This window comes from Actinosynnema sp. NPDC023658 (assembly GCF_040639995.1).
Taxonomy (GTDB): domain Bacteria; phylum Actinomycetota; class Actinomycetes; order Mycobacteriales; family Pseudonocardiaceae; genus Actinosynnema.
In genome coordinates this window covers 1-377 of record NZ_JBFAAX010001104.1, presented here as the reverse complement: position 1 = coordinate 377, position 377 = coordinate 1, and positions in this window count along the sequence as shown.

The following is a 377-nucleotide window of genomic DNA, read 5'->3' as shown; positions in this document are numbered from 1 at the left end:
TCTCGCGGGACACGCAGCGTCCCTCTTACCGGGTGACAAGAGGGACACCTGTTGCTTGCAAACGGACGTTTCGAGAACGCCGCGATACGACGGGGAAGCCGGAGGACCGGACCCACTGCCCGAACCTCCACAGATCGCCGCAATTGCGGCGATGTCGACACTCTTGCGCTTTGGATGCCGTAAGCACCGACAGTCAGATTCGGCGATTCAGGTGAAGACAAGCGCATAAATGCGGCTTCCGTTCACCGGCCATGGCCGAAGATCGGCTGGTGATGTGGTGGAGTAAGGACAGGCGACGTGCTGTCACGGTCAACTCGGTCATCGGACACGTCACGGGCTCGGTGTTCCAGGCCGGTGCGGTCCATGGTGATGTGCAC